Annotated in this window: 22 protein-coding genes and 1 riboswitch; of the genes, 7 read left to right on the forward strand and 15 right to left on the reverse strand. The window is 72.9% G+C overall.

Annotated features, from left to right (window positions below):
• Window positions 1-34: 34 nt before the first annotated feature.
• The 6 genes from thpD to DEJ48_RS30250 all read right to left on the reverse strand — a co-directional run bounded on the left by thpD (window position 35) and on the right by DEJ48_RS30250 (window position 5,258).
• Entirely contained in the window at window positions 35-934 is a 900-nt protein-coding gene (gene thpD, locus DEJ48_RS30225) for an ectoine hydroxylase (RefSeq protein WP_150219358.1), read from the reverse strand.
• Window positions 935-986: 52 nt separating this feature from the next.
• Window positions 987-1,391: an ectoine synthase gene (locus tag DEJ48_RS30230; protein ID WP_150166377.1), complete on the reverse strand. Its 405-nt coding sequence runs from the start codon at window positions 1,389-1,391 to the stop codon at window positions 987-989.
• Between the two features lie 53 nt (window positions 1,392-1,444).
• Window positions 1,445-2,716 carry a diaminobutyrate--2-oxoglutarate transaminase gene (gene ectB / locus DEJ48_RS30235; protein WP_150219359.1) on the reverse strand — a complete coding sequence of 424 codons (1,272 nt, stop codon included), beginning with the start codon at window positions 2,714-2,716 and terminating at the stop codon, window positions 1,445-1,447.
• A 113-nt stretch (window positions 2,717-2,829) separates the two neighbouring features.
• Window positions 2,830-3,381, reverse strand: a complete 552-nt coding sequence (gene ectA / locus DEJ48_RS30240) for a diaminobutyrate acetyltransferase (protein ID WP_150219360.1) — start codon at window positions 3,379-3,381, stop codon at window positions 2,830-2,832.
• A 350-nt stretch (window positions 3,382-3,731) separates the two neighbouring features.
• Window positions 3,732-4,088, reverse strand: coding sequence for a DUF664 domain-containing protein (locus tag DEJ48_RS30245; protein WP_150219361.1), 357 nt, complete (start codon window positions 4,086-4,088; stop codon window positions 3,732-3,734).
• 63 nt (window positions 4,089-4,151) lie between these two features.
• A complete protein-coding gene (locus tag DEJ48_RS30250) occupies window positions 4,152-5,258 on the reverse strand; it encodes a pyridoxal-phosphate-dependent aminotransferase family protein (RefSeq protein WP_223832527.1) in 1,107 nt (368 codons plus the stop codon).
• A 159-nt stretch (window positions 5,259-5,417) separates the two neighbouring features.
• Here DEJ48_RS30250 and DEJ48_RS30255 point away from each other — a divergent pair, with 159 nt between their 5' ends.
• A complete protein-coding gene (locus tag DEJ48_RS30255; RefSeq protein ID WP_150219363.1) occupies window positions 5,418-6,515 on the forward strand; it encodes an amidohydrolase family protein in 1,098 nt (365 codons plus the stop codon).
• Window positions 6,516-6,840: 325 nt separating this feature from the next.
• Complete coding sequence (locus DEJ48_RS30260) at window positions 6,841-7,791, forward strand: SCO1860 family LAETG-anchored protein (protein ID WP_190537680.1); 951 nt, start codon at window positions 6,841-6,843, stop codon at window positions 7,789-7,791.
• A 101-nt stretch (window positions 7,792-7,892) separates the two neighbouring features.
• Here DEJ48_RS30260 and cobC read toward each other — a convergent pair whose 3' ends face one another.
• The gene (cobC, locus tag DEJ48_RS30265; protein ID WP_150219365.1) at window positions 7,893-9,431 is read right to left on the reverse strand and encodes an Rv2231c family pyridoxal phosphate-dependent protein CobC; all 1,539 of its coding nucleotides are present in this window, start codon (window positions 9,429-9,431) and stop codon (window positions 7,893-7,895) included.
• Window positions 9,432-9,504: 73 nt separating this feature from the next.
• Here cobC and DEJ48_RS30270 point away from each other — a divergent pair, with 73 nt between their 5' ends.
• On the forward strand, window positions 9,505-10,236 hold the full coding sequence (locus DEJ48_RS30270) for a ZIP family metal transporter (protein WP_150219366.1): 732 nt from the start codon (window positions 9,505-9,507) through the stop codon (window positions 10,234-10,236).
• A 14-nt stretch (window positions 10,237-10,250) separates the two neighbouring features.
• On the opposite strand, the gene DEJ48_RS30275 is transcribed toward DEJ48_RS30270, so the two are convergent.
• The 7 genes from DEJ48_RS30275 to DEJ48_RS30305 form a co-directional block, all read right to left on the reverse strand.
• Window positions 10,251-11,690, reverse strand: a complete 1,440-nt coding sequence (locus tag DEJ48_RS30275) for a cobyrinate a,c-diamide synthase (protein WP_150219367.1) — start codon at window positions 11,688-11,690, stop codon at window positions 10,251-10,253.
• Window positions 11,684-12,292 (reverse strand): cob(I)yrinic acid a,c-diamide adenosyltransferase, encoded by a 609-nt coding sequence (gene cobO / locus DEJ48_RS30280; RefSeq protein ID WP_150219368.1) that lies wholly within the window; start codon window positions 12,290-12,292, stop codon window positions 11,684-11,686. Before cobO ends, DEJ48_RS30275 begins: the two co-directional genes overlap by 7 nt.
• Window positions 12,292-14,379, reverse strand: coding sequence for a putative cobaltochelatase (locus DEJ48_RS30285; RefSeq protein WP_150219369.1), 2,088 nt, complete (start codon window positions 14,377-14,379; stop codon window positions 12,292-12,294). The genes cobO and DEJ48_RS30285 overlap by 1 nt, the downstream gene beginning before the upstream one ends.
• Window positions 14,376-15,914: a cobyric acid synthase gene (locus DEJ48_RS30290; RefSeq protein WP_150219370.1), complete on the reverse strand. Its 1,539-nt coding sequence runs from the start codon at window positions 15,912-15,914 to the stop codon at window positions 14,376-14,378. Before DEJ48_RS30290 ends, DEJ48_RS30285 begins: the two co-directional genes overlap by 4 nt.
• Window positions 15,911-16,867, reverse strand: coding sequence for a cobalamin biosynthesis protein (locus tag DEJ48_RS30295; RefSeq protein WP_150219371.1), 957 nt, complete (start codon window positions 16,865-16,867; stop codon window positions 15,911-15,913). The genes DEJ48_RS30290 and DEJ48_RS30295 overlap by 4 nt, the downstream gene beginning before the upstream one ends.
• Before the next feature lie 59 nt (window positions 16,868-16,926).
• A riboswitch (cobalamin riboswitch) is annotated at window positions 16,927-17,000 on the reverse strand.
• Window positions 17,001-17,153: 153 nt separating this feature from the next.
• Window positions 17,154-17,378, reverse strand: coding sequence for a hypothetical protein (locus DEJ48_RS30300; RefSeq protein WP_150219372.1), 225 nt, complete (start codon window positions 17,376-17,378; stop codon window positions 17,154-17,156).
• 12 nt (window positions 17,379-17,390) lie between these two features.
• Window positions 17,391-18,689 carry an inorganic phosphate transporter gene (locus DEJ48_RS30305; protein ID WP_150219373.1) on the reverse strand — a complete coding sequence of 433 codons (1,299 nt, stop codon included), beginning with the start codon at window positions 18,687-18,689 and terminating at the stop codon, window positions 17,391-17,393.
• Window positions 18,690-19,003: 314 nt separating this feature from the next.
• Between DEJ48_RS30305 and DEJ48_RS30310 the strand changes: the two genes are divergently transcribed.
• The 3 genes from DEJ48_RS30310 to DEJ48_RS30320 all read left to right on the forward strand — a co-directional run bounded on the left by DEJ48_RS30310 (window position 19,004) and on the right by DEJ48_RS30320 (window position 22,432).
• Window positions 19,004-19,726, forward strand: a complete 723-nt coding sequence (locus DEJ48_RS30310) for a class II aldolase/adducin family protein (protein WP_150219374.1) — start codon at window positions 19,004-19,006, stop codon at window positions 19,724-19,726.
• A 10-nt stretch (window positions 19,727-19,736) separates the two neighbouring features.
• Window positions 19,737-20,873: an alpha/beta hydrolase family protein gene (locus DEJ48_RS30315; RefSeq protein ID WP_150219375.1), complete on the forward strand. Its 1,137-nt coding sequence runs from the start codon at window positions 19,737-19,739 to the stop codon at window positions 20,871-20,873.
• Window positions 20,874-20,974: 101 nt separating this feature from the next.
• Window positions 20,975-22,432: a hypothetical protein gene (locus DEJ48_RS30320; protein WP_190537682.1), complete on the forward strand. Its 1,458-nt coding sequence runs from the start codon at window positions 20,975-20,977 to the stop codon at window positions 22,430-22,432.
• Between the two features lie 35 nt (window positions 22,433-22,467).
• Here the strand turns inward: DEJ48_RS30320 and DEJ48_RS30325 are convergent, their stop codons facing one another.
• On the reverse strand, window positions 22,468-23,358 hold the full coding sequence (locus DEJ48_RS30325) for a neutral zinc metallopeptidase (protein WP_150219376.1): 891 nt from the start codon (window positions 23,356-23,358) through the stop codon (window positions 22,468-22,470).
• Between the two features lie 226 nt (window positions 23,359-23,584).
• On the opposite strand from DEJ48_RS30325, the gene DEJ48_RS30330 reads away from it, so the two are divergent.
• Entirely contained in the window at window positions 23,585-24,337 is a 753-nt protein-coding gene (locus DEJ48_RS30330; protein ID WP_150219377.1) for a hypothetical protein, read from the forward strand.
• Window positions 24,338-24,373: the final 36 nt, after the last annotated feature.

Below are 24,373 nucleotides of genomic sequence, written 5' to 3' on the forward strand. Positions count from 1 at the left end.
AGGGGAACCGGGCCGAACTCGCCCACTTGCTACGTCACTTCACCGGGGTGAAGTCCCGCGCCCCGATGTAGTCGGGCCGGCGCACCGGCGCCGCGAACGGCTCCACCGCCGTGTTCTCCACGCTGTTGAACACGATGAAGACGTTGCTGCGCGGGTACGGGGTGATGTTGTCCCCCGAGCCGTGCATGGCGTTGCAGTCGAACCACGTCGCCGAGCCCGCCTCGCCGGTGAACAGGCGGATGCCGTAGTCGGAGGCGAGGTGCGTGAGCGTCTCGTCCGACGGGATGCCCGCGTCCTGCATCTGCAGCGACCGCTTGTAGTTGTCCTTCGGCGTGGCGCCCGCACAGCCGAGGAACGTCTTGTGCGACCCCGGCATGATCATGAGACCACCGTTGGTGTCGTAGTTCTTCGTGAGCGCGATGGACACCGAGACGGTCCGCATGTTCGGCAGGCCGTCCTCCGCGTGCCAGGTCTCGAAGTCCGAGTGCCAGTAGAACCCCGAGGCCCCGAAGCCCGGCTTCACATTGATCCGCGACTGGTGGACGTACACGTCCGAGCCGAGGATCTGCCGCGCCCTGCCGACGACCCGCGGGTCCGCCGCCAGCCTGGCGAAGACCTCACTGATCTTGTGCACCTCGAAGATCGACCGGATCTCCTGGGAGCGCGGCTCGACGATGGAGCGATCGTTCTCGCGCATCGTCGGATCGTTGATGAGCCGCTCCAGCTCGGCGTGGTACACGCCCACTTCGTCCGGGGTGATCAACTGGTCGATCGCCAGGAAACCGTCCCGCTCGAACCCGGCCAGATCCCCGGCCGTGATCGGCCCCGCCGTACCCGGCTCGGACCACACGACGGGGTCCTTGCGCTCGATCAGCACCTCTTCGGCGCCTCGGGTCGGGTACAGGTCACTGGTGCGTTCGGGTGCGGTGGTCATGGTGTTGCCTGCCTCTCCTCTCGTACGGCCCTGTTCGGGATGTAGGTGGGTGTCAGTCCGCTTCCGGCTCCGTGAGCAGCGGGTACACGCCGTTCTCGTCGTGGTCCTCACGACCCGTGACGGGCGGGTTGAAGACACAGATGCAGTGGAAGTCCTCCTTGATCCGCATCGTGTGCTTCTCGTGCCCGTCGAGCAGGTACATGGTGCCCGGCGTGATCGTGTACTTCTCGCCGGTCGTGTCGTCGGTCAGCTCCGCCTCACCCTTGGTGCAGACGACGGCCTCGATGTGGTTCGCGTACCACATCGACGTCTCCGTACCCGCGTACAGGATGGTCTCGTGGACGGAGAAGCCCACCCGCTCCTTGGCGAGGACGATGCGCTTGCTCTCCCAGGTGCCCGAAGCGGCCTTCACATGCCGGTCGGTGCCTTCAATGTCCTTGAACGAACGGACGATCACGGTGAGTTGGTTCCTTTTCTCTTACGGTGCCGGGGGCTCGGTGGGGCGCTCGGTCAGGCGGTCTCGCGTACCGCGCGGGCCAGCGTGCGCAGCCCCTCGTCCAGCTCGTCGGGCGTGATCGTCAGTGCCGGAAGGAGCTTGACGACCTCGCTCTCGGGGCCGGAGGTCTCGATGAGCAGGCCCAGTTCGAAGGCCCGCTTGGCCACGGCGCCCGCACGGTCCTTGTCGTGGAACTCCACGCCCCAGACCATGCCGCGGCCGCGCCACTCCTTGATGGCCGCGCGGTTCTCGTCGACGATCGAGGCCAGCGCCTGCTCGATCTGCTCGCCGCGGGCGCGGGTCTGCTTCTCCATCGCCGGGCCGTCGGTCCAGTACGTCTCCAGGGCGGCGGCGGCCGTCACGAACGCGGGGTTGTTGCCGCGGAACGTGCCGTTGTGCTCGCCCGGCTCCCACACGTCGAGCTCCGGCTTGAACAGGCAGAGCGACATGGGCATGCCGTAGCCGCTGATGGACTTCGACACCGTCACGATGTCCGGCGTGATGCCCGCCTCCTCGAAGGAGAAGAACGCGCCGGTGCGGCCGCAGCCCATCTGGATGTCGTCGACGATGAGCAGCATGTCCCAGCGCTCGCACACGTCGGCGAGCTGGCGCAGCCACTCGGCGCGGGCGACGTTGATGCCGCCCTCGCCCTGCACCGTCTCGACGATCACGGCGGCGGGGGTGTTCAGGCCCGAGCCGGAGTCCTCCAGGAGGCGCTCGAACCAGATGAAGTCGGGGGTCCGGCCGTCGAGGTAGTTGTCGAACGGCATCGGGGTGCCGTGCACTAGCGGGATGCCGGCGCCGGCGCGCTTGAACGCGTTGCCGGTCACGGCGAGCGAGCCCAGCGACATGCCGTGGAAGGCGTTCGTGAAGGACACGATCGACTCGCGGCCCTTGACCTTGCGGGCCAGCTTCAGCGCCGACTCCACGGCGTTGGTGCCCGTCGGGCCCGGGAACATGACCTTGTACGGCAGGTCCCGCGGGCGCAGGATGACGTTCTGGAACGTCTCCAGGAAGGCGCGCTTCGCGGTCGTCGACATGTCGAGGCCGTGCGTGACGCCGTCGCGCTCGATGTAGTCGATGAGGGCACGTTTCAGGACCGGGTTGTTGTGGCCGTAATTGAGCGATCCGGCTCCGGCGAAGAAGTCGAGGTACTCGTGGCCGTCCTCGTCGTACATGCGGCTGCCCTGCGCGCGGTCGAAGACCGTAGGCCAACCGCGGCAGTAGCTGCGCACCTCCGACTCCAGGGTCTCGAAGACGCTCAGGTCGGGCTGGGTGATGGTCACAGCAGATCTCCTGGGAGATGGAAAGGCGTGGGAGGTGGGGGGAGTTTCGGGTGGTGCTGGTGGTGCTGGTGGTGCGGGTCTCGCGGGCATCGCCTGGGGGGAGCGAGGGCGGATCAGTGGTCGAGTGGACCGATGCGGTACAGCACCTCGGGCTCGTGGCCGTCGTCGGGGAAGAGCCCCGCGTCGAACAGCACCTTCCGCTCGACCGACGCGCCGTGTCGCCGCGCGAAGGAGAGGAAGAGCCGCTCGGACGCCGTGTTCGAGGGCGCGATCGTCGTCTCGATCCTGGTCAGCGTCCGGCCCGCGGCGATCCGGGCGGTCAGCCCTTCGAGCAGGGCGCCGGCCAGACCGCGGCCACGCTGACCGTGGTCGACGGCCACCTGCCAGACCATCAGGACGTCGGGGTGCTCGGGCCGGATGTAGCCGGTGATGAACCCGACCGTCTCGCCGTCGGCGTCCCGGGCCACGAGGGACGTGGCCGCGAAGTCGCGACACCACAGCAGATAGCTGTAGGACGAGTTCAGGTCGAGGACCTTCGAGTCACGGGCGATCCGCCAGATGGCGGCGCCGTCGGCGACATCGGGACTGTCGAGTCGAAGCCCCTCCGGCAGTTTTTGGAATTTCGCTTGCAGGTCGGTCGGTAGATCGGCTTGTGCAGCGGTCATGCGGATTGAATTTACCGAGCAATTTCTCGAATTGCATCGGGGGGAGGGGTTACACAAGGGCGCCTCATGTGTTATCAGGCGTGGGTGCGCGCCCGCATGAGGTCTTGACCTTTTGGGGTATTTTGACCCGCATAAACCTCGTAAAACGGACGCGATGTGGAGTGCGTCACATGGCCGTAACTCGTCTTGCGTGCGTCCGAATTGCGGGGTTTGATGCTGTCGAAATCTTAGCGTTTAGGTCCCGGGAAAGCGGGCAGAAGAATACGGGAAGCTGTGCTTCTCAGTTTATAAATAATTCGTGAGAACGTGCGCGGGAATTCAAAGTGACGCAAAGGAGCGGAGGCGTGGATTCACGATCCGGTGACTCCGTCGACCCGCTCCCTGAGCAGATCGGCGTGGCCGTTGTGCCGGGCGTACTCCTCGATCAGATGAACCAGGATCCAGCGCAGACTCACGGCTTCCTCGCCGCCCACGAAGGCCGCGTCCTCGGCGCCGAGCCGCCCCGTGTCGTCGAGCGAACGCCCCGCGCGGATCCGCCGGTTCAAGAGCGGGGACGGCTCGACGGGCGTCCGCGGCGTCCGCTCGTCGTCGAGCCCGGCGCACTTCACCGCCAAGGTGGCGCGGTGCAGGTCCAGCCGGCTCGTGAGCATCGTGGGCTCGTCGGCGGTCAGCGGCGGGATGATGCGGCCGTCCGGAAGCGTGGTCACGGCAAGCACGTTGCCACGGGGCGGCGGACGGCCGCAGGTGTTTCGTGCGATACGAGGGTGGGATCAGACCGTCGCGAAGGCGTCCGTCACCGCGCGGCGGGCGTTCTCCAGGTCCACCACGACGCCCGTCTCGCCGAGCGCGGCGCCCAGCGCGGCCAGCGACGCGTGCACGACGCCACGGGCCGCGTCGGGACCGTAGTGGTTGACCCTGATCATCTCCTTGGCGAGCGCCCCGCCCCCGGCGACCAGCGGAAGCCCGGGATCGGCGGCCAGCGCCCCCGCGACCAGCGCCGACGCGTCGACGCCCGCCGGGGTCCGCAGCGTCGTGGCGACCGGCGCCGCGTCCACCGCGTCGTGCACGTACGGCTCGAGACCCCCGCCCAGCGCGATCGCCCCCGCGCGGACCGCCGCCGCGGCCGTGGCGTGCCGCGCCATCAGCGCTTCCAGACCCTCCGCCTCGATGCGCTCCACACACGCCTCGAGCGCCAGCATCTCCAGCTGGGCCGGCGCGTGCAGCAGCGCCTTCCTGCCGCCGTCGATCCACCGCTCCTTCCAGTCCAGGAGGGAGAGGTACGAGCGGCGCGGCGCCTGCGGATTCGCGGCGATGCGCTCCCACGCCCGCTCGCTGACCGACACCGCGGAGACACCCGCGGGGCCGCCCATCGCCTTCTGCGCGCCGATCACGCACAGGTCCACGCCCCACGCGTCCGGCAGCAGCGGCTCGGCGGCCACCGAGGCGACCGCGTCCAGCATGAACAGCGCCCCGTGCTCCCGCACGACCGCGCCGATCTCCGCGACGGGGTTGGTGTTGCCGGTCGCCGCCTCCGCGTGCACCAGCGACACGAAGTCGATCTCCGGGTGCTCGGCGAACGCCGCACGCACCTGGTCGGCCGTGACCGCGGTGTGGAACGGCACGGCGAGATCGATGACGGTCGCCCCGCAGTCCCGCAGCCAGTTGCCGAACGTCTGGCCGTACGGACCGGTGATCACGTTCAGCGCGGTCGTGCCCGGCCGCGCCGCGCCCCGGATGCACCCCTCCAGGGGCAGCAGCGCCTCGCCCTGCATGATCACGACGTCCTGCTCGGTGGCGAGCAGCCCGGCCACTCGCGCCTCGATCTCGGCGAAGTGCTGGGCGCTCAGCGGCGCCAGGTCCAGAAAGGGGTGCGTCACAGTACTGCTCACGTCACTGCTCACTTCGCTCACGAGTTCGTTCGGGATGCCGTACCGAGCGTACCGATCCGCCGTGAGACGGGTGTACCGACCGGCCCCGTACCGGGTGCGCCGACCGGCCCCGTACCGGGCGTTCCGGGCGCCTCCTAAGCTGCTGCCATGAGCGATCACGCGGTGCTGCACGTGAAGGGTCGGGTGCTCGTCGGGCCCGACGACGTACGGGACGAACTGTGGGTGGTCGGGGGGAGGGTGACCTACGACCGCCCCGTCGGCACCGCCGCCGACGACGTCCGCACGGTCGAGGGCTGGGCCCTGCCCGGCCTGGTCGACGCCCACTGCCACGTCGGCCTGGACGCCCACGGACCCGTCGACGCGGCCACCGCGGAGAAGCAGGCCCTCACCGACCGCGAGATCGGCGCCCTCCTGCTGCGCGACGCGGGCTCGCCATCCGACACCCACTGGATCGACGACCGCGACGACCTCCCGAAGATCATCCGCGCGGGCCGCCACATCGCGCGCACACGCCGCTACATCCGCAACTACGCCCACGAGATCGAGCCCGACGAACTGGTCGCGTACGTCGCGCAGGAGGCCCGGCGCGGCGACGGCTGGGTCAAGCTCGTCGGCGACTGGATCGACCGCGACGCGGGCGACCTCACGGCGTGCTGGCCCCGCGACGCGGTGCGCGCGGCCATCGCGGAGGCGCACCGCCTCGGGGCCCGCGTCACCGCCCACTGCTTCGCCGAGGACTCGCTGCGTGACCTGGTCGAGGCGGGCATCGACTGCATCGAGCACGCGACGGGGCTCACGGAGGACACGATCCCGCTCTTCGCGGAGCGCGGCGTCGCGATCGTTCCCACGCTCGTCAACATCGCCACGTTCCCGGACCTCGCCGCGGGCGGCGAGAAGAAGTTCCCGCGCTGGTCGGACCACATGCGTCGGCTCCACGCCCGGCGCTACGACACGGTGCGGGCCGCGTACGACGCGGGCATCCCCGTCTTCGCGGGCACCGACGCGGGCGGCTCGCTCCCGCACGGCCTGGTCGCGGCGGAGATCGTCGAGCTGACCCGCGCGGGCATCCCCGCCCTCGACGCGCTCTCGGCGACGACCTGGGGCGCGCGGGAGTGGCTCGGCCGCCCGGGGCTCACGGAGGGCGCGCCGGCGGACCTCGTGGTGTACGGCGCGGACCCGCGGGACGACGTGCGCGTGCTCGCGGCCCCGCGGAGGGTCGTGCTCAACGGACTGGTGGTGGGTTGACCTGGGCGTTACCCGGGGGTGGTGCGGGTCGTTGGGTGTGGCCGCCGAGGGGCGTGGGGGCGCACGGGCGCCGGGGGCGGGCTGTGCCGGAGTGTCTTTCGGGAACGTCTGTGCCGTGGGATTCGAATGCAGGCGCGGAAACGTCCCGTTGGAGTGAACTCACGTCAGGTTGCTGACCGTTCACTCTGTGTGCGTAAAGATTCCCGCGTCGTCCTTCGTCGATGTCGGACGACGCCATCGGCGCACACGTGATGTCCCCATGTGGCGTGCGCGCACGGTGGCCCGTTTCTCTCGTGAGGGTCCCACCACCTTGAACAGCCACACCGTGCATACCACGCAGTCCACGCACGCCTTCGGCAACACCTTCCGCGCGTACGGCCGCCGCCTCTCCGTCGTCGCCGTCGCCACCGCGCTCGCCGCCGGTCCCGCGGCGCTCGCCGGTGCGGGGTCCGCGCACGCCACGGGCGACGACGCGCACAAGGGCGGGCGGGCCGACGCCGTGGTGCTGCGCACCGGCCTGAACGTCTCCCTGCTCAACAAGACCGTGAACGTCCCGCTCAAGGTCGCCCTCAACGAAGTGCGGGCCCCCGCCAGCGCCGAGAAGACCGCGCTGACCGCCCGACTCGACGGCGTCGACGGCGGACGGCCCTTCAGCGTGCTGCGCGCGGACGTCGCCACGGCGAAGGCGACGGTGCGGGGTGGCACGGCGCGGGGCTACAGCAACATCGCACGCGCCAAGATGCACGTGCCGGGGCTGCCGCTGCTCTCCCTCATCGAGGTCGAGCAGGTCACCTCCAAAGCCGTCTGCGTGGAGGGCGAGCGGCCGGTTGCCGAATCGAATCTCCTCGGTGCGGTGACCGTGCTCGGCAAGAAGGTCACGCTGACCGCGAAGGGCACGACGGAGGTGAAGGTGCCGGGGGTCGGTGAGGTCACCCTCGCCCTGTCGAAGACGCACACGACGTCGCGTACGGCGGCGGCGTCGGCGCTGGAACTCACGGTCTCAGTGAACCCGTTGAAGCTGAACGTCGCCGAGGTGACGGGGACGGTGACGCTGGCCGGGGCGGGGTGCGAGACGCCGGTGGGCGTGCGGCCGCCGAAGGAGCCGGAGGAGAAGCCGCAGGGCAAGCCCGGCAAGCCGGTCCACCAGCCCAAGACGGAGGCGAACCTCGCGGAGACGGGCGGCAACTCGATGACGCCGTATGTGGCGGGGGGTGCGGTGGTGCTCCTGGTGGCGGGCGCAGGAGCAGTGACACTGGCACGCCGCAACAGGAGCTAGCCGCAGCCCCCACCCACCCGCCCCTGCGCCCGCCGGACGTCGCGGGGCGCACGGGCGGGCGGGTGGGGAGCATCCGCCGCGAAGCGGCGGGTTCGGTGCCCCTACCCGGGCTGAACGTCGCGGGGTGAACGGGCGGGCGGGTGGGAGTGATCCGCCGCGGAGCGGCGGGGTCGGTGCCCCTGCGCCGGCAGGGTGTCGTGCCCCAGAACCTCCCCCAGCGCAGCGAGAAACGCGGTCGACGTCTCGCGATCCCTGACGGCAAGCCGTATCCAGTCAGGCCCCAGGCCAGGAAACGTATCGCCACGCCGCACAGCGAACCCCCGCCCCCGAAGCCGCTCGCGCACCCCGGCCGCCCCCGGGACCCGTACGAGAAGGAACGGCCCCTCCGCGGGCCCCACCGCACGGACCCCGGCCGGGGTCAACTCCGCGAGACCGGCGAGGAGATGCGCGCGGTCCGACGCGACCCGGTGCGCCGCGTGCCCCGCCTCCGCCACCGCCCGAGGCCCCACACACGCCCGCGCGGCCACGAGCGCCGGCGTCGAGACGGGCCACAGCGGCTGCGCCTGCGCGAGGGCGGCGATCGTGTCGGGGGCGGCGAGGACGTAACCGATCCGCAGCCCCGCGAGGCCCCACGTCTTGGTGAGGCTGCGCAGGACGACGAGCCCGGGCACGTCCGTACGGCCCGCCAGCGCCTCCCGCTCACCCGGCACCGCGTCCATGAACGCCTCGTCGACCACCAACGTCCGCCCAGGGCGCGCCAGTTGAGCAATCGACGCGGCCGGATGCAGCACGGACGTCGGATTCGTGGGATTGCCGACGACCACCAGGTCGGCTTCCTCCGGCACCGCCGCCGGGTCGAGCCGGAAGCCGTCCTCCTCGCGCAGCAGCACCCGGCCCACCTCGTGCCCCGCGTCCCGCAGCGCCGCCTCGGGCTCGGTGAACTGGGGGTGCACGACGTAGGGGTGACGGGCCTTCAGGGCGCGGGCCAGCAGCACGAACGCCTCCGCCGCGCCCGCCGTGAGCAGCACGCGGTCCGGGGCGAGGCCATGACGCGCCGCCACCGCCTCGCGCGCCGCCCGGCCGTCGGGATAGGCCGCCAGATCGTCGAGGGACGCGGCGACGATCTCCTTGAGCCACACCGGGGGAGTGTCGGAACGTACATTGACGGCGAGATCGGTGAGGTCCGCGCCGTCGTCCCGTACCTCCGCGTCCCCGTGGTGCCGCAGGTCGAAGGGCGCGGCCGCCACCCGCGGGCGCGCCGCGACCGCGCACGTCGCCATCGCCGGGCGGCCCGCGGGCGCCGACTTCCGCTTGGGCACGAGGAGTTCACCGCCGCCCCGCAGCGCCGCCGCCTCCGCCACGGACGGCGTACCCACCGCCGCACGGGACCGCGCGGTCGGGTTCGGCACCGTCACGTCCGACAGCTCCGCCGCCGTGTACGTCACGACCGGCACCCCGAGCCGCGCCGCCGCCCCGACGATCCCCGGCTCCGCGCCCTTCACGTCGACCGTCGCCAGCTCCGCGACCGCCCCCTCGGAGAGGCCCGCCTCGCGGACCGTGTCCCGGACGAGGCCGAGCACCTCCTCCACCGGGGCGTCCTCGCAGGCGCCGACGCCGACGACGAGCACGACGTCCTCCATGGAGTGGGTCCTTTCGTGTGGGGTGGGGGCAGTGGATGTGCGGAGCAGGGGGTCAATCGGCTAGCAAGGGGCCATGGCGGTGTTCGTGGCGCTCGGCGCCTTCCTCATGACCCTGGTGGGCGGCTGGACGGCCCAGCGGGTCACCGACCGGCGCCACCTCGTCCTGGGACTCGCGGGCGGCCTGATGCTCGGAGTCGTCGGCCTGGACCTGCTGCCGGAGGCGCTGGACGCCGCGGGCGAGCCCGTCTTCGGCGTACCGGCGGCCCTGCTCCTGTTCGTGGCAGGCTTCCTCGTCGCCCATCTGGTGGAACGGCTCCTCGCGGGCCGCAGGGCCGCGCACGGCGCCGACGAGCACGAGGGCGGGCGGGTGCCCGAGGTGGGGCTCACGGCCGCCGCGGCGATGGTCGGGCACAGCGTGATGGACGGCGTCGCGATCGGCGCGGCGTTCCAGGTGGGCGGCGGCATGGGCGTCGCCGTGGCGCTGGCCGTGGTCGCCCACGACTTCGCGGACGGCTTCAACACGTACACGCTCACGAGCCTGTACGGGAACGCCCGCCGCAAGGCGCTCGCGATGCTGTTCGCGGACGCGGTGGCCCCCGTGGTGGGCGCCGCTTCGACCCTGCTCTTCACCATTCCGGAGCAGCTGCTCGGCAGCTATCTGGGGTTCTTCGGCGGCGCGCTGCTCTATCTCGCGGCGGCGGAGATTCTGCCCGAGGCGCACCACGACCACCCGGCCCGCTCGACCCTGCTGTGCACGGTGGCGGGCGCGGCGTTCATCTGGCTGGTGGTGGGCATCGCGGGCTGAGCCACCGCCCGTGCTCACGGCGTGCACCGCTCGACGAACCGGCGTGCGACGCCCGGCTCCGCGGCCCAGTGCGTGTGCAGGTAGCTGGCGTGCACATTGCCCTGGACGAAGCCCTCGACGCGGCGCTTCGGCTGGTGCAGGCCCCACGCGGGGGCGGGTCCCGCTCCCGGCTCCATGACCGTGCGGTGGAACTCGTGGCCGCGCATGCGTGTGCCCGCGGGCGCGAGGACGCTGTCCGACACGGCGACGGCCTCGCGGTACCCGAGCGTCAGCCGCTCCGACATCCGCGCCTCGGCGTCGAGGACCCCGCACATCGGTTTCCCGTCCAGTTCCCGGGAGAGGTAGAGCAGCCCCGCGCACTCGGCCGCGACGGGCGCCCCGGAGCGGGCGAGCTCGGCGACGGCTTTCCGCAGCACGTCGTTGGCGGACAACTCCGGCGCGTACACCTCGGGGAACCCGCCCCCGATGACAAGACCGGCGGTCCCGTCGGGGAGCTGCTCGTCGCGGAGCGGGTCGAACGTGACGACGTCGGCACCGGCGGCGGTGAGCAGCTCGGCGTGCTCGGCGTAGGAGAAGGTGAAGGCAGGGCCACCGGCAACGGCAATCACAGCCCGTCCGGCGTTCGAGGGCGAACTCGGCGAAGCCGGTGATGGTCCCGAGCCACGTGCGGGACCCGGGGCGGAGCCCCGGTTTCGGGAAGGGGCGGGATCGGGGAGAGACGCGCCGCAGGCCACAGCCTCATCCCACACATCACCCGACAACGACGGCGCGCTCCGCGCCAACGCGAGCAGCCCCTCCAGGTCACACCCTTCCCGCACCCGCGAAGCCAGCTCCGCCACCGACGCCACGGCGTCGGCCCGCCGCTCGGCGACCGGCACGAGCCCGAGGTGCCGCGAAGGCGTGTGCACCGGCGCGGCACGCCGCAGCACGCCGAGGACCGGAACCCCCGACGCGTCCAACGCCTCCCGCAGCAGCGCCTCGTGCCGGTCCGAGCCCACCTTGTTCAGGATGACGCCCGCGACCCGAACCTCCGGGTCCCACGACGCGAAGCCGTGCACGAGCGCCGCCACCGACCGCGACTGCGACGAGGCGTCCACGACCAGGACGACCGGCGCCCGCAGCAGCTTCGCGACGTGGGCGGTGGAGGCCAGCTCGCCCTGGCCCGCCGCCCCGTCGTACATGCCCATCACGCCCTCGACCACGGCGAGGTCGCACCCGGCCGCCCCGTGCGCGAACAGCGGCGCGACGAGGTCGGGCCCGCAGAGGTACGCGTCGAGGTTGCGACCGGGCCGCCCCGTCGCCAGCGCGTGGTAGCCGGGGTCGATGTAGTCGGGCCCGACCTTGTGCGGGGAGACGCTGAGCCCCGCCGCCATGAAGGCGGCCATCAGGCCCGTCGCGACGGTCGTCTTGCCGCTGCCCGACGACGGCGCCGCGATGACGAGGCGAGCTACCACTCGATGCCCCTCTGGCCCTTCTGCCCGGCGTCCATCGGGTGCTTGATCTTCGACATGTCGGTCACGAGGTCGGCGAAGTCGATCAGCTTCTGCGGCGCGTTGCGGCCGGTGATGACGACATGCTGCGTCCCCGGGCGGTCGCGCAGGACCTCGACGACCTCGTCGGTGTCGATCCAGCCCCAGTGCATGGGGTAGGCGAACTCGTCGAGGACGTACAGCTTGTACGTCTCCTCGGCGAGGTCCCGCTTGACCTGCTCCCAGCCCTCACGGGCCTTGTCCTCGTTGGTCTGCTCGCCCTCGGCGGGGGCGCGCTGGATCCACGACCAGCCCTCACCCATCTTGTGCCAGGCGACCGTGCCGCCCTCGCCGGTGGCGCCGAGGACCTTCAGCGCGTTCTCCTCGCCGACCTTCCACTTCGCCGACTTCACGAACTGGAAGACGCCGATCGGCCACCCCTGATTCCAGGCCCGCAGCGCGAGCCCGAACGCCGCGGTCGACTTGCCCTTGCCGACGCCCGTGTGGACGAAGACGAGCGGACGGTTGCGGCGCTGGCGCGTCGTGAGACCGTCGTCCGGCACGACGCTCGGCTGACCCTGCGGCATTAAGCGGCCCTCCTCGAAGGCGAGTTCATTCCCTGTACGTCCTTGACGAGGCCGGCGATCGAGTCCGCCCGCAGCTCGTCGAGGGTCACGACCGTCCCGCCGAGCTCACCCGCGAGCTGCCCCGCGAGGCCGAGCCGTACGTAACCCGACTCGCAGTCCACGACCACCGAGGCGACGCCGTCGGCCGCGAACAGCCGGGCCGCACGGCCCGCCCGGGCCACCGGCTCCACGCCCCCGGTCGCCCGTCCGTCCGTCACCACGACCACCAGCGGCCGCCGCGCGGCGTCCCGGAGCCGCTCGACGCGCAGCACGTCGTGCGCCTTCAGGAGGCCCGCCGACAGCGGGGTGCGCCCGCCCGTCGGCAGCGATTCGAGACGGGCGGCCGCCGCGTCCACCGACGACGTCGGCGGCAGCGCCACCTCCGCGTCCGCGCCGCGGAACGTCACGAGCCCCACCTTGTCGCGCCGCTGGTAGGCGTCGAGGAGCAGCGAGAGCACGGCGCCCTTCACGGCACTCATCCGCTGCCGCGCCGCCATCGACCCGGAGGCGTCCACGACGAACAGCACGAGGTTGCCCTCGCGGCCCTCCCGGGTCGCCTGCCGCAGATCGTCACGGCGTACGACGAGACCGGCGCCGGAGCGCCCGCGCGCCTTCTGGTGCGGGGCGGCCGCCTGCACGGTGGCCGCCAGATGCAGCTTGGTCAGGGCGCCGCGGGGGCGCCGCGAACCCGTGGTGCGGCCGTGCTCGGTGCGGGCGCGCGAACGCCGCCCCGCCGCGCCCTCGCCGATGCCGGGCACGCTCAGCATCTTGGTGCGGAACGGCTCGGCGGCGCGTACGGCCTGCTGCTCGCCGGGGCCCGAGGGGGCGCCTGCCGTGGGAGCGGACTCCTGCGGGGCGGGGGAGTCGTCGGCGCCCGGGGCGTCCGGCGACTCCGGCGCGTCCGGACCCTGGTTCTGCGAGGGCAGCTCGGGGGAGTCGGGGCCGTCGCCGGCCGGAGGCTGCCCGCCGCCACCATCGGGACCGTCACCGTCGGGGCCGCCCCCGTCGGGGTCGTCGTCACCCTCCGGCTCCTCGTCCTCGCGCGCGTCCTCCAGCGCCTCGTCGAGCTTGTCCTCGTCGAGCCCGGGCGCGTCGAAGGGGTTGCGGCGCCTGCGGTGCGGCAGCGCGAGCAGCGCGGCCTGGCGCACGTCCTCGCTCAGGACGTCGGTGCGGCCCGCCCACGCGGCGAGCGCCGTCGCGGTACGCGCCATCACGATGTCCGCGCGCATCCCGTCGACCTCGAACGCGGCGCAGGTCGCCGCGATCTGCCGCAACGCGCCGTCGCCGAGGACCACTCGGGGGAGCAGGGCACGGGCCGCCACGACCCGGTCGCGCAGCGCGGACTCGTCCTCGGACCAGCGGCCGGCGAAGCCCTCGGGGTCGTCGTCGTACGCGAGCCGTCGCCGTACGACCTCGACGCGCTGGTCCGTCTCGCGGGACGCGGCGACCTCGACGGTGAGACCGAACCGGTCGAGCAACTGCGGCCGCAGCTCGCCCTCTTCGGGGTTCATCGTGCCGACGAGCAGGAACCGGGCGGCGTGCCGCACGGACACGCCCTCGCGCTCGACGTACGAGGCGCCCATCGCGGCGGCGTCCAACAGGAGGTCGACCAGGTGGTCGTGGAGGAGGTTGACCTCGTCCACGTAGAGGATGCCGCGGTGCGCGTCGGCGAGCAGTCCGGGCTCGAAGGCCTTCACGCCCTCCGCCAGGGCCCGCTCGATGTCGAGGGCGCCGACGAGCCGGTCCTCGGAGGCGCCGACCGGCAGCTCGACCATGCGCGCGGGGCGTGCGGTGGCGCCGGCCGACTCATGGGGGCCGTCGGGGCAGTTGGGGTCGGCGGCAGCCGGATCGCACGAGAAGCGGCATCCGGCGACGACCGGCACCTCCGGCAGCAGCGCGGAGAGCGCGCGCACGGCGGTGGACTTGGCGGTGCCCTTCTCTCCCCGTACGAGCACGCCTCCCACGGCGGGCGATACGGCGTTCAGCAAGAGCGCGAGCCGCAGGTCGTCCTGCCCGACGAGGGCGGTGAACGGATACGGGGTACTCACAGAGCCTCCTTGGTGCGTGTCGGTGCCGCAGGCGGGGCGCCGGGCGCGATGAACGGCAGGCCGGCCGGCGGGCCCTGCTCGATCAGGTTCCACAGCGCGTCCGTGTCTGCGTGTTCTTCGATCAGGTCGCCCAGCAGGTCGAGCTGCTCCTCGCGCAGCGTGCCGAAGCTGGTGTCGGGGGCGGGCACGAAGCGGCGGCCCGCCGCGCGGGCGACCTCGGTGAGGAACCGGCGCCGGAACGCGTCGCTCTCCAGCGACCCGTGCCAGTGCGTGCCCCACACCTCGCCGACCCGGCAGCCGTCCAGGAAGGGTTCGCCGCCCGTCACTTCGGCGACGCCGTGGTGGATCTCGTACCCCTCGACGGGCTCGCCGAGGGCCGCGCCCACCGGCCGGGCGAGCGTCTTCTCGCGGGCGAACCGCACCCGCACCGGCAGCAGCCCGAGCCCGTCGACGGAACCGGCCTTCGACTCGACCTCGTCCTCGATGTGCTCGCCGAGGACCTGGAAGCCGCCGCAGATGCCGAGCACGGGGCGGCCCTCGGCGGCGCGGCGCGCCAGGGCGTCCGCGAGGCCGCGCTCGCGCAGCCAGCGCAGGGCGCGCACGGTGCCGCGGGTGCCCGGCACCACCACCAGGTCGGCGTCGACGAGTTCCTCGGCGCGGTCCACGAACCGCACGACGACACCGGGTTCGGCGGCCAGCGCGTCGACGTCCGTGAAGTTGGACATCAGCGGCACCGCGCACACGGCGACCCGCAGCACGTCGTCGCCGACCGGCGGCGCCACCACGGACTCGCGCACGGCACCCCGCAGGGACACCCGCAGGCCGTCCTCCTCGTCGATGCCCAGGCCGTGCTGGAACGGCAGCACGCCGTACGTGCGCCGCCCGGTGAGGCCGAGCAGCATGTCGAGCCCGGGTTCGAGGAGGGAGACGTCGCCGCGGAACTTGTTGACGAGGTACCCGGCGACCAGTTCCTGGTCGGCCGCGCTCAGCAGCGCCGTCGTCCCGAAGAACGAGGCGAAGACCCCGCCCCGGTCGATGTCCCCGACCACGAGCACGGGGAAGCGCGCGGCCCGCGCGATGCCCATGTTCACGATGTCGGTGCGCCGCAGGTTGATCTCGGCGGGGGAGCCCGCGCCCTCGCAGATGACGGCGTCGTACGTGCTCCTGAGCTCCTCCAGGCAGCCGACGACGGTGTCGAGCAGCGCCGCCTGGCGTCCCCCGTGGTAGCCGCGCGCGCTCATCTCGCCCACCGGCTTGCCCATGAGGACGACCTGGCTGGAGCGGTCGCCGCCCGGCTTGAGCAGCACGGGGTTCATCAGCGCGGTCGGCTCGACGCGGGCGGCCTGCGCCTGCATGGCCTGGGCCCGTCCGATCTCGGCGCCCTCGCGCGTCACGAACGAGTTGAGGGACATGTTCTGCGCCTTGAACGGCGCGACGGACACGCCCTTGCGGGTCAGCCACCGGCAGATGCCCGCGGTGACGACGCTCTTCCCGGCGTCCGACGTGGTTCCGGCGACGAGCAGTCCACCGCTCACGACACTCTCCTTGACCTCAGTCGGGCGGCGCCCGCGACGACCGCGACACCGAGAGCCAGCCGGCTCACCCGCCGCGACAGCTTCACCGCCCGCTCGATGTCCTGCACGTGTACGTCGCGCCCGTCCGCGTTGAGCACGGGCCGGTGCTCGACCCGTCCCGCGTACGAGAGGGTCCCCCCGAGACGTACGCCCAAAGCCCCCGCGAAGGCGGCCTCGACGGGACCGGCGTTGGGGCTCGGGTGTTTCGCGGCGTCGGAGCGCCAGGCGCGCACCGCCCCCGAGGGCGCGTCGCCCGCGACGACGGCCAGCACGGCGGTGAGCCGCGCCCCCGGCCAGCCGAGGACGTCGTCGAGGCGCGCGGAGGCCCAGCCGTAGCGCCGGTAGCGCGCGGACTTGTGGCCGACCATCGCGTCGAGGGTGTTCACGGCGCGGAAGGCGACGAGTCCCGGTACGCCGCCGAGCGCGCCCCACACGAGCGCGCCCACCACGGCGTCGGAGGTGTTCTCGGCGACGGACTCCACGACGGCCCGCGCTATCCCGTCGGCGTCCAGGGCCTGCGGGTCGCGCCCGCACAGATGGGGCAGCCGCTCCCTGGCGACCTCGATGTCACCGGCTTCCAGGGCGCCGCCGACGGCCCGCGCCTCGCGCCCCAGGGAGGTGCCGCCGAGCACGGCCCAGGTCGCGGCGGCGGTGAGCGCCACGGTTCCGGCGCGTCCCGCGGCGGAGCGGCGTACGAGAGCGGAGGCCAGAGCGGCGGCGCCTGCCGCGCCCCCGGCGCACACCGCGGCGTGCAGGGCGCCCCATCCGCGGTGGTCCCGCCACAGCGCCTGCTCGACGGCGCCCGCCGCCCGCCCGAACGCGGCGACCGGGTGCCCCCGGCGGGGATCGCCGAGCAGCAGGTCACCGAGGAATCCGGCGGCGGCGCCGTACGCGAAATCGCGATCGGCACTCATGGCGTTGTGTGTCCTCACTCAGGGTGTCCGCGCCCTGGTTCGACGTGAATCGGCGACGAGAGTTCCTGGCTCCCGGGGAGTCGCTCCCCGGTGACAGTGGCGGGACCGCGCCGGATTCGCACCGGCTTCCTCTGCTGCCTCCGTAGTTGGCCCGGGCAGTCCACCACGCCCCGCGAATGCCCGTCAACTCGCTGTTGACCTGCGACGGGAGAGTGTGTTGGGACGCACACGCGAGAGGGGTGCGGAGCGTTTCGTACGCTCCGCACCCCTCCGGGAAACCGTGCTGTCAGGCGACGATCAGATAGATCCCGTACGCCACGGCCGCCGCGCAGAGCGCGAAGCAGGCGTACGCGCCGGTGCGTGCCACGGCCGCCGAACCACCGGAGGCGGAAGCCGCCTTCTCCTGCTGGGAGAGGCCGACGATGCCGAGGGTGAAGAGGCCCACCAGGGCCACCGTCACCGCGAGACTGACGCCGAAGACGGAGCCGAGAGCTGCCCAGTCGATGCTCATGCTGATCTGTCCTTACACCGTCGCGGGCCGGGCGGGGTCCGCCATGGCACCGGTCGTGGTCGTGGTCGGGGCCGAGACGCCGGCCTTGACGGACTCGCCCGGGACGGTCGAGGCGGCCAGGGTGCCCGTGGGGGGCGGCGTGACGGCGGCGATCGCGGTGGTCACGACGCCGGCGGGCTCGTCGGCCGGGGCGTTCCCTTCCACGCGGACCTCGTCGTCGGTGACGTTGGTGTGGTCGATGGCGTTGCGCCGCGAGAGCACCCAGATGACGGCGGAGCCGCCGACGAGGAGCGCGGCCGTGACCGTGATGCCCCAGGGGCCCTGCTTGGTGAGGAACTCGGCGCCCGCGCCGACCAGACCGGCGGCCGGCAGGGTCAGACCCCACGCGACGAACATGCGGGTCGCGGTCGACCAGCGGACGACGCCGCCCTTGCGGCCGAGGCCCGCGCCCATCACGGCGCCGGAGCAGACCTGCGTGGTGGAGAGCGAGAAGCCGATGTGCGAGGAGGCGAGGATCGCCGTCGCGGCGCTGGTCTGGGCGGCGAAGCCCTGCTGCGGCGCGAGGTCGGTGAGGCCCTTGCCCATGGTGCGGATGATGCGCCAGCCGCCGAGGTAGGTGCCGAGCGCGATGGCGACACCGGCGGAGACGATGACCCACATCGGGGGGTTGGCGCCGGGGTTCAGGGCGCCGCCCGTGATGAGGGCGAGCGTGATGATGCCCATGGTCTTCTGCGCGTCGTTCGTGCCGTGGGCCAGCGAGACGAGGCCCGCGGAGGCGATCTGGCCCGCGCGGTACCCCTTGGCGGTGGCCTTCTGGTCCGTGTTGCGGCCGATGCGGTACGTCAGGCGCGTGGCCAGCGTCGCGGCGATGCCCGCCACGAGCGGGGCGGCGACGGCCGGGATCAGGATCTTGGTGACGACGGTGCCGCCGTTGATCGACGACCAGCCCATCGACATGACCGCGGCGCCGATGAGGCCGCCGAAGAGCGCGTGGGAGGAGCTGGAGGGCAGGCCCACCAGCCAGGTCAGGAGGTTCCAGAGAATCGCGCCGACGAGCGCGGCGAAGATGACCTCTGTCTTGAGGCCGTCCTCGTTGACGATGCCGCCGGAGATCGTCTTGGCGACTTCCACCGAGAGGAAGGCGCCGACGAGGTTGAGCACGGCGGACATGGCCACCGCCGTCTTGGGCTTCAGGGCGCCGGTCGAGATGGTCGTCGCCATCGCGTTGGCAGTGTCGTGGAAACCGTTCGTGAAATCGAACACGAGAGCGGTGACGATCACGATCCCGAGGAGAAGCGTGATGTGTTCCATTTACCCAGGCTTCTGTTGGACGTCAGTGGCATGTGGAACGTAGGCAACCCGGGTGAACGGAAAGTGAACTGGGCCGGGCGGTGCGGTGACTCGAAGCGGAGTGCCCTCACCTCGTCCGTTCCGGGCGTTCGAGAGCGATCGTACGGAGCGGGGGCGGGGGGCCCGCAAACTGGGCGGAGTGTCGGGCTCCGCCATCCGGCGGCCGCCGTCGCGCGGCACCGTTTCGAACAGTCCGACAAGCCCGTCGAAGAGATACTGATCACCCCGCGTCCCACACTCTCCGGTGTTCGACGGGCGGCTGGCAGGATCGCCGCATGACTGAGCAGCAGCACGGAGACAGTGACGTCATCCGGAAGGCCTGGGCCGAGCTCGTCGACGCGGCCCGCAGGACCGTCACGGACGGCCTGGTCGTCGGCACCTCGGGCAACGTCTCGGTACGGGTGGGCGGCACCGTCCTCGTCACCCCGAGCGGCGTGCCGTACGACCGCCTGCGACCCGAGGACGCGGTCGGCGTCGACCTCCGGGGACGGCAGCTCTTCGGCGACCTCTCGCCCACCAGCGAGCTGCCCATGCACCTCACGATCTACCGCGAGACCTCCGCGGCCGCCGTGGTCCACACCCACGCCGTGCACGCCACGGCCGTCTCGATGCTCGTCCCCGAGCTCCCCGCCGTCCACTACATGACCGGCATCCTCGGCGGCCCGCCCCGCGTCGCGCCCTACGCGCTGTACGGCACGGAAGAGCTGGCGGAGAACATGCTCCACGCCCTGCGCGACCGCACCGGATGCCTCCTCCAGAACCACGGAACGGTCACCTACGGGGACACCCTCTCCCAGGCGTACGACCGCACGGCCCAGCTGGAGTACATGTCCCGCCTCTGGCTCACCGCCGCCGCGGTCCCCGGCCGCGCCCCGGCTCTCCTGTCCCCCTCCCAGCTGCGCGAGGCGGAAGACCGGCTGAAGGGGTACGGCCAGCATCGAAGTGATCCGGTCACCCCAGGGACACCGCCCACTGGCCCCGGAGCCCTTCGCCCATAACACTGGGACGGTGCGCCCAGCCAAAGCGACGGCAGCGGCCGTCACCGCAGTAACAGCCGCCCTGGGGACGGCCGCAGCCGCCATCGCGGCGGGCCGTTTCGCCAGCGACGCCGCCCTCAAGGCGCCCGCGGGCCGACCCCTGCCCACCGAACCCCGCCTCACCGTGCACGCCACGGCCGCGGGCCAGATCAGCCTCACCCGCGCCCTGGCGAGCCTGCGCCCGGGCACGTACGGCCTGAGCGGCAACGGCACCCACGCCGTCGTCGGACCCGTCCTGGACTCCGCCCCGCACGAGGCCGACACCGTCGTACGCCGCCTGGAAGCCGTCACCCACGGCGCCATGGAGCCCGGCTCCCGCGTCTGGCTCACGCCCCAGGTCCACATCGGCGACCCCCGCACCGCACTCGGCCTCGACCACGCCGACGTCGACATCCCCGGTGAACTCGGCGGGCTGCCCGCCTGGTTCGTGCCCGCCACCCGGGACACCTGGGTCATCACGGTGCACGGCCTCGGCACCACCCGCGAGCACCCGATGGTCGTCATGGACTTCCTGAACCGCATGCGGGTCCCCGTCCTCGACCTCGCCTACCGCGGCGACCTCGGCGCGCCCCGCTCCCCGGACGGCCTCGGCCACCTCGGCGAGACCGAGTGGCGCGACCTGGACGCCGCCATCCGCTACGCCGTGCGCAACGGCGCCGAGCGCGTCGTCCTGCACGGCTGGTCCACCGGCGCCGCCATGTGCCTGCACGCCGCGGCGCACTCGGCGCTCCGCGACCGCATCAGCGGGCTCGTCCTGGACTCGCCCGTGCTGAACTGGGAGGTCACGCTGCGGGCCCTCGCCGGTGCCCGCCGCACCCCCGGGCCGCTCCTTCCGCTTGCGGTCCGTGCGGCCCAGGGCCGCACGGGTCTGCGCGGGGACCGCATCCTGGAGTCCGCGGGCGCCGACGCGCTGCACGTGCCGACCCTCGTCGTGCACGGTCCCGACGACACCGTCGCCCCCTGGGTCTTCTCCCGCAGGATGGCCGAACAGCGCCCGGACCTGGTCACGTTGCACCCGGTACCGGACGCGCCGCACGGCGCCATGTGGAACGCGGACCCGGCGGCCTACGAAGAGGTGCTGCGCCGCTTCCTCACCCCCCTGATCTGACCCCACGAGGCCCTTCCCGTACGCCGGTCGCGCACCGCCCCCGAAGGCCCGCGCCGCCATTCCGTTTGGGTTTTCGGACCGTCAACAGGAAGACTGTTCCTGTGACGTCCCGTACCCCGCGCGACTCCAGGCTCCGACTTGTCCGCGCGCCCCGCCAGAGGGCCGAAGAGCGAGGAGAGACCCGGCGCGACCCAGCACGGCCCCTGTCCGCCGCGCCCGGCGCCATGGGGGGCAGCCGCACGCGCCGTCCCGCGCCCCGGCCGCCGGAGGGCACGCCCGCTCCCGCGGAGCTCGCGCGGGGCGCACGAGCCGTTCTCGCCGCCGCCGCACGGGTCGCCCGCTGGGCCGACGCGGCCCTCCGCCCGGGCCCCCGCGGCACCGGCGCGACCCCCGACGGCAAGGGCACCCTCTCCGACGCCACCGCCGAACGGGCCGCCGCCGAACTGGGACTGACCCCCGCTCAGGTCCGCGCCGACTGGGACACCGCCCGCCTCTCCGGCCTCGTCGAGGTGCACGGCGACAGCGCACGCCCCGGCTGGCGGCTGCGCGTGTGGGACCGCGACGACACCGCCGTACTGCGCGGCTGGGTCGCCCTCTTCGACGCCTGGTCGCTCGCCCACCCGGCGCCCGACGACCTCGCCCCCGCGGCCGTCGCCGAGACCGTCGAGGCCATGCCGCAGGTCCTGTCCCTCCTGCAGCTGTCGGCGGGCCCCGTCCCCGTGCCGCAGCTCCTCGACCTCCTGGACCAGCGCGTCACGGAACTGCGCACCGAGCGCTGCGAGATCGCCCACGGCCCGCAGCCCGAACCGGCCGCCCCCGGCGAGGCCCCGCAGGACGCCCCGCTCCCCGCTCTCCTCGACTGGGCCCTGCACGGCCTCGCCACCGTGGGAGCGCTCACCTGCGCCGAAGGGCAGGCCACGCTCACCCCGCTGGGCAGCTGGGCGGTCTGGGTCAAGCTGGAACAGATCTGCGTCGCCGCACAGAGCCCCGCCGGGCACTTCGAGCAGTCCGCCGAGGACATGCTGCGCGGCTGCACCCGCCTGCGACCCAACGCGGCCCGCGCCGAGTACCGCGCCTGGCTCGCCGCACGCCCCGTAGGCAGCGCCGTCACCGACCTCCTCACCGCCGCCCGCGGCGAGGACGCCCTGCTGCGCGGCCTCGCCTTCGAGGCGCTGCGCGTCGTCGGCGCACCGGCCGAGGCGGACGTCAGGGCCGTCGTCGAGGAGTCCTCCCTGCGTCCCTACGCGCTGCTGTGGCTCGCCGAGCAGGAAGGCGCCGACCCGGAGGACGTCCACCTCGTGCTGACCCGCGAGGAGTCCACCTGGCTCTGGGTCGACACCGCGGCGGCCGTCGCCGACCACGGAGAGGCCGACCTCCTCGTCCGGCACCTGGAGTCGGCGGTCCAGCCCACCGTCCCCGCCCTCCTCGACGAGGTCCGCCGCGTCGGCCACCCCCGCACCGTGCAGGTCCTCGTCGCCCTCGCGGCGGCCCACCCCGATCCGGCGCTCGCCAAGGCGCTGCGACGGGCGGCCTTCCAGGTCCACACCGGCGGCGAGTGAGCGTCACCGCCTCACCGCCTCACCGCCTCACCGCCTCAACGGAAGGTGTTGCACCGGCCCATGTCGCCGGTGCGGTAGCCCTCGTAGAACCACTGCTGGCGCTGCTCGGCCGAGCCGTGCGTCCAGGACTCCGGGGTGACCCGGCCCTGGAACTTCTCCTGGATGCGGTCGTCGCCCACCGCGGCCGCCGCGTCCAGGCCGTCGCGGATGTCGTTGTCGTCGAGGCTGCTGATCAGCGGCTTGCCCGTGCGCTCGTCGGGGCTGCGCGTCGCGTGCCGGGCCCAGACACCGGCGTAGCAGTCGGCCTGCAGCTCGACCTTCACGGCGTTGCTGTCCCGGCCCGTGCGGCCGTCCTGGGAGCGCTTCAGGGTGCCCATCAGGTTCTGCACGTGGTGCCCGTACTCGTGCGCCACGACGTACGCCTGCGCGAAGGGCCCGCCGCTCGACCCGAACTTGGTCCGCAGGTCGTCGAAGAAGTCCAGATCCAGATAGACCTTCCGGTCACCGGGGCAGTAGAAGGGGCCGACCGCCGACGTGGCGGTGCCGCAGGCGGTGCCCACCCGGCCCGTGAACAGGATGGTCCGCGCGGGGGAGTACGTGCCCTCGCGGCGCTGGAACTCGGGCCGCCAGAAGTCCTGGACGCTGTTGACCACCGCGACGATCCGGCAGTCCTCCTTGCTGTTCGCGTCCCGCCCCTTGTGGCAGGTCTGCTGCACCTGCGCGAGGGACGAGGAGGTGACCGTGGGCTCGTCGTTGCCGGACGACAGCCCCAGCTGGTCGGGGCCGACCCCGAAGAAGAGCCCCAGGAGCAGGGCGATCAGGCCGGCGATGCCGCCGCCCACCGTCGCCCGGCCGCCGGGGATCCGACTGCCGCGCACATCCTGCACCTCCGAGGTGTCCAGGTCGGCGTCGTCGTCGAACTGCATGGGCGCACCCCTCTGCCGCGCATCCGGAACGGCACACGCCGTCCCGCGCCGGACCACCGGCCACTTCATCCTGATACGCCCACCCCCACCGAGCCCCGGAGGAAGGTCCGAACGGGGGACACGAACCGCTCCCCACGCCGTGTCGCCCCCGCCACGGAACGGCCGCCCCACCCCCCGCGGCTACGCTCTGCGCCTGATCCATGACAGTGGTACGGAAGGGGGCGTCATGGCCGCTCTGCCGCTCGGCGCGACGGGCCTCGCCCCGGCCCGTCGGGGCACGCGCATCGCGCTGCCCGTGGCCCTCGCCGTGCTCGCCCTGCCGCTCGTCACCGCCGCCCACCACTCGCGGCCCGCCCCCTATGGAGACCGGCTCACCGTCCACGCGCGCGTGGACGACGCGCGGCCCGGCCGGGAACCCGCGCTGCGCGCGACGGGAGGTGCCGTACGGGCGTACGACGAGGAGAGCGGCGCCCCCCGCTGGACGTACACCCGCGCGGGGCGCCGTCCCGTCACCCTCCTGTCCACGCCGGGCCACGCCGTCGCGCTCTGGAGCGACGGTCTGGTCACCGACACCGCGCGGGCCGACGGCCGCTCCGTTCGCTGGCACCGCGCCGTCCCCGCGAGCGCCGACTGGCTGCGCACCCCGGAGGCGCGCGGCGGCGCAGGAGTCCTCCAGCCGCTCACCCCGGACGCCGCCATGCTCGCCGTCGTCACCCCGCACCGCATCGCCGCCTACCGCACGTCGGACGGCGATCTGCGCTGGGTGCTGCCCGCCAGGACCGGCTGCGCCTTCGAACCCGCACGCTCCGTCCGCAGGGACGGGGCGCTCCTGGTCGCCCAGCCCTGCACGGGCCCCGCCGCCTGGACCGCGCAGGTCGTCGCGGTGGACGACTACGGCAGAATCGTTCCGGGCCGCACCCCGCTCGGCAACGGCGACCTGCGGCGGGGCCCCGACGGCGCCGGGAGCCCGGAAAACTAGTTGCGACGGCCCGTTAGACTGGCTGCCATGGCAGCA

It is taken from the genome of Streptomyces venezuelae, assembly GCF_008642315.1.
Lineage (GTDB): Bacteria > Actinomycetota > Actinomycetes > Streptomycetales > Streptomycetaceae > Streptomyces > Streptomyces venezuelae_D.